At 43.3% G+C, this 3,429-nt stretch carries 2 protein-coding genes; both read right to left on the reverse strand.

Annotated features, from left to right (window positions below; translation table 11 throughout):
* Positions 1–37 precede the first annotated feature (37 nt).
* On the reverse strand, positions 38–2,584 hold the full coding sequence (locus Q8907_14615; protein MDP4275505.1) for a YfhO family protein: 2,547 nt from the start codon (positions 2,582–2,584) through the stop codon (positions 38–40).
* A 104-nt stretch (positions 2,585–2,688) separates the two neighbouring features.
* Positions 2,689–3,429: glycine--tRNA ligase (locus tag Q8907_14620; GenBank protein MDP4275506.1), on the reverse strand; the 741-nt coding region annotated here is incomplete at its 5' end.

Raw genomic sequence — 3,429 nt, forward strand, 5'->3', positions numbered from 1 at the left:
ACTTGAAGGCAAACGCGTGTAAAATTGATTATATCAATTAGCTCTCTTTCCGCTTGTCATAAACCATCTTCCCGATCAGGCCCAACAGAAGCAAGACCACCAGTGAAGAACTTGCCAGGGCAATTTTCTGCCCGTAATCATATGATTTGGGCTGGAATTTGAATTCGATGTTGTGCTTGCCTGCCGGTACAGGCATTGCCCGTAAAACATAATCAGCACGGCAATGTTGAACAGGTTTGCCATCCAGAAAGGCATTCCAGCCTTCTGCATAATAAATCTCTGAAAATACAGCCAACTGTGGTTTAGTACTTTTAGATTCATAAACCAAATCATTGGGCAGGTAAGAAAGCAGTTTAATGGTGCCCTTAGTCGTATCGGCACTACTTTCAGGGATGGCAGAAACCACCTCTTTGAATCTCTTGTCGATGATGGCCTGTGAGGAGGGATCAAAATTGTTCAACCCGGCATATTCCTCATCGGCATTATTCACCAGCTTATATTGTTTAACAAACCAGGCATTGCCCAAGGCATTGAAGTTGATGATAGGCATTGCATCGGGGTTATATATGATGAACTTTGTATTCAACATGTTCAGAATAGGCAGCTGATGCAGCACCATAGCAAGAGTATCCTGAGAAACTTTCCCGGTCAATGTTTGTTGAAGGGCCATAATATCCCTTGTCAGAGGCCCGTCAATCAGATCCTGATACCTGCGGAGTTTGGCACCATGATAACCACCGATGGATTTATGGAAATAAGGAGTATAACCATCGGTAAAAGGATTACGGGTAATGTTCAATACACGGTAATCGGGATCAGTATCCTTCAGGATAAATTCATCAGCAGTGGATCTTTCAAAAGTATTTTTAGCTACCCTTTTGGTCACAAAGTTGTCGTTATTTAAATACCGCTTGTCAATGGGCCAAAGATCAACCAACATCAGAAGAGCCAAGGCACCAGTGAACCATGCACTTTTAATTTTCTTGGACACATAAGCCCAAATCAGGCCACCGCCCAAAAGGATAAAAATAAGCGAACGCCAGGCATCGCTTCTGAGCATAGAAGCCCTGTCGGCCTGCATGGCATTGAGCAACTGGCTGATCAGATTATCAGGCCACCCCGACGATTTAAGCTGTTGGGAAAGTGCAGTATCCTGGCTTGAAGTAAAATTAAAGAACAGAGAGGACATCAGGGCAAAAATAAGAGTGATACCCCCTACAATACCCAGCGAATACTTCAAAGCCTTAATGACTTTTTTCTTTTCAATCTTATTGGTGAATATATCCCTGAGGGCCAGGAAACCCAACAGGGGCACGGCAAAATTAGCGATCACCAGGATCATCGAGACCGTCCTGAACTTATTATACAAGGGGAAATGATAGAAAAAGAAATCGGTAACCATGGGTGCATTCTTTCCCCACGACAAAACTATTGAAAGTATCGAAACCACCAGCAGCCACCATTTAGCCGGACCCTTGACCAAGAACAGGCCCAGCACAAATAAAAAGCATACTATAGCCCCAAAATAAACCGGGCCGGAAGTGAAAGGCATCTCGCCCCAGTATGCAGGCAACTGACGGGAAATATTTTCAGGGCTTTGAACCCCGGCCTGCTGCAATGTTTTATAAGTTTCGGATTTTTCATCAAATCCTTCGGAACCGCCTCCCTGAAAATTAGGGATCAGCAAGGTAAAGGTCTCAGCTTTCCCGTAACTCCAGGCAAGTGCATAATCCTTATCCAAACCGGAGGATTGTTGTTGATTTGCCTGCTGATCGACAGCTTTTTTCTGAGTCAGCTCTGTTTTTCCCCTGATACTCTCTTTTCCATATTCCCAGGTTGTCCAAAGCATGGAGGTATTTGGCAATACGGCAAGAGCTGCAGAACATACAAGTATGGCCGAAGCAATAAAGAAATTTTTCAGTTCCTTCTCCTTAATGGCATAGATGAAATAAACAACCACCAAAAGCAAGATGGTGAGAAAGAGGTAAAACAGAATCTGGGGATGGTCACAGGATATCTCTATGCCCAGCGCTATAGCGGTAAAAATGCCGCCGGCCAGGTATTTCTTCTTATAAGTGAGCAAAATCCCGGCAATAACGGGAGCCATATAAGCAATTGCATAAGCTTTTGTAATATGCCCCGCCCCGATAATAATAAAATTGTACGAAGCGAAGGCGAAAGCCAGTGCCCCCGCAAAACTTATCCACTTGTCGACATTTAAAGTCAGCAGCAAAATATAGAAACCCAACAAAAGTGTGAAAACAATAGCAACAGTGGTATATGGCAGATTAAGCCGCAAAACCCGCTGAAAGAATAGATAAACATTATGATTGGGGCCCCCTTTAATCTGATAAGCAGGCATTCCGCCAAACATGGAATTTGTCCAACGGGAATCCTGGCCAGGGTGAGTTTTCTCAAAATTGATCAGCTCCTGCGACATTCCCTGGGCATGGATATTATCCATCTGTGTAAGCTCTTTTCCCTCCATCAGAGGGCTGAAGTAAACAAAGCTGATGACAATAAACAACACGCCGATAAGTATATGCGGCAAAAGTGGTTTCAAAAGGTCTTGCAACTGTTTCATTATCTAGATTTAAATTTAATTATATCATTAAAATGATCTGTATGCAGTTCATTCAATTACTCTGTGGAGATAAATCTGCTTATATTTTCAAACTGAATCCCCGGTTATTTTATTTTCTTAAACAGATTTTTCATGTTCACCTTGTCGGCAATGATTCCATGCAAGGTATCTATGGTAATCCTTTCCTGCTCCATATTGTCGCGATAGCGGACAGTTACCGTATTATCTTCGAGGGTCTGATGATCGATGGTGATGCAGAACGGGGTACCGATTGCATCCTGGCGGCGGTAACGGCGGCCTATGGAATCTTTTTCATCATACTGGCAATTGAAATCGAATTTAAGAAGATGGAAAATTTCCCTTGCTTTTTCAGGCAATCCGTCTTTCCTGATCAAAGGAAGAACAGCAAGTTTTACAGGAGCCAGCTCAGGCGGAATTTTCAACACTACACGTTCATCAACGCTACCGTCTTCTTTGGTAATCTTCTCTTCGGTGTACCCGTTACTCAGGATGCAGAGGAACATACGGTCCAAGCCAATTGAGGTTTCGACGCAGTAAGGAACATAACTCTGATTGGTTTCGGGGTCAAAATATTGAAGTTTCTTCCCGGAGAATTTCTGATGCTGTGATAGATCGAAATCAGTACGCGAATGGATACCTTCCAGTTCATTGAAACCCATAGGGAACTTAAACTGGATATCAAAAGCCGCATTGGCATAATGAGCCAGTTTTTCGTGTTCGTGGTAACGGACTTTTTCAGGTTCAATGCCCAATGCAAGCAGCCAGTTTTTACGTTTTTCCTTCCAGAATTCAAACCATTTGAGCTCTTCACCGGGACGGACAAA

It is taken from the genome of Bacteroidota bacterium (assembly GCA_030706565.1).
In the GTDB taxonomy this organism is placed as follows: domain Bacteria; phylum Bacteroidota; class Bacteroidia; order Bacteroidales; family JAUZOH01; genus JAUZOH01.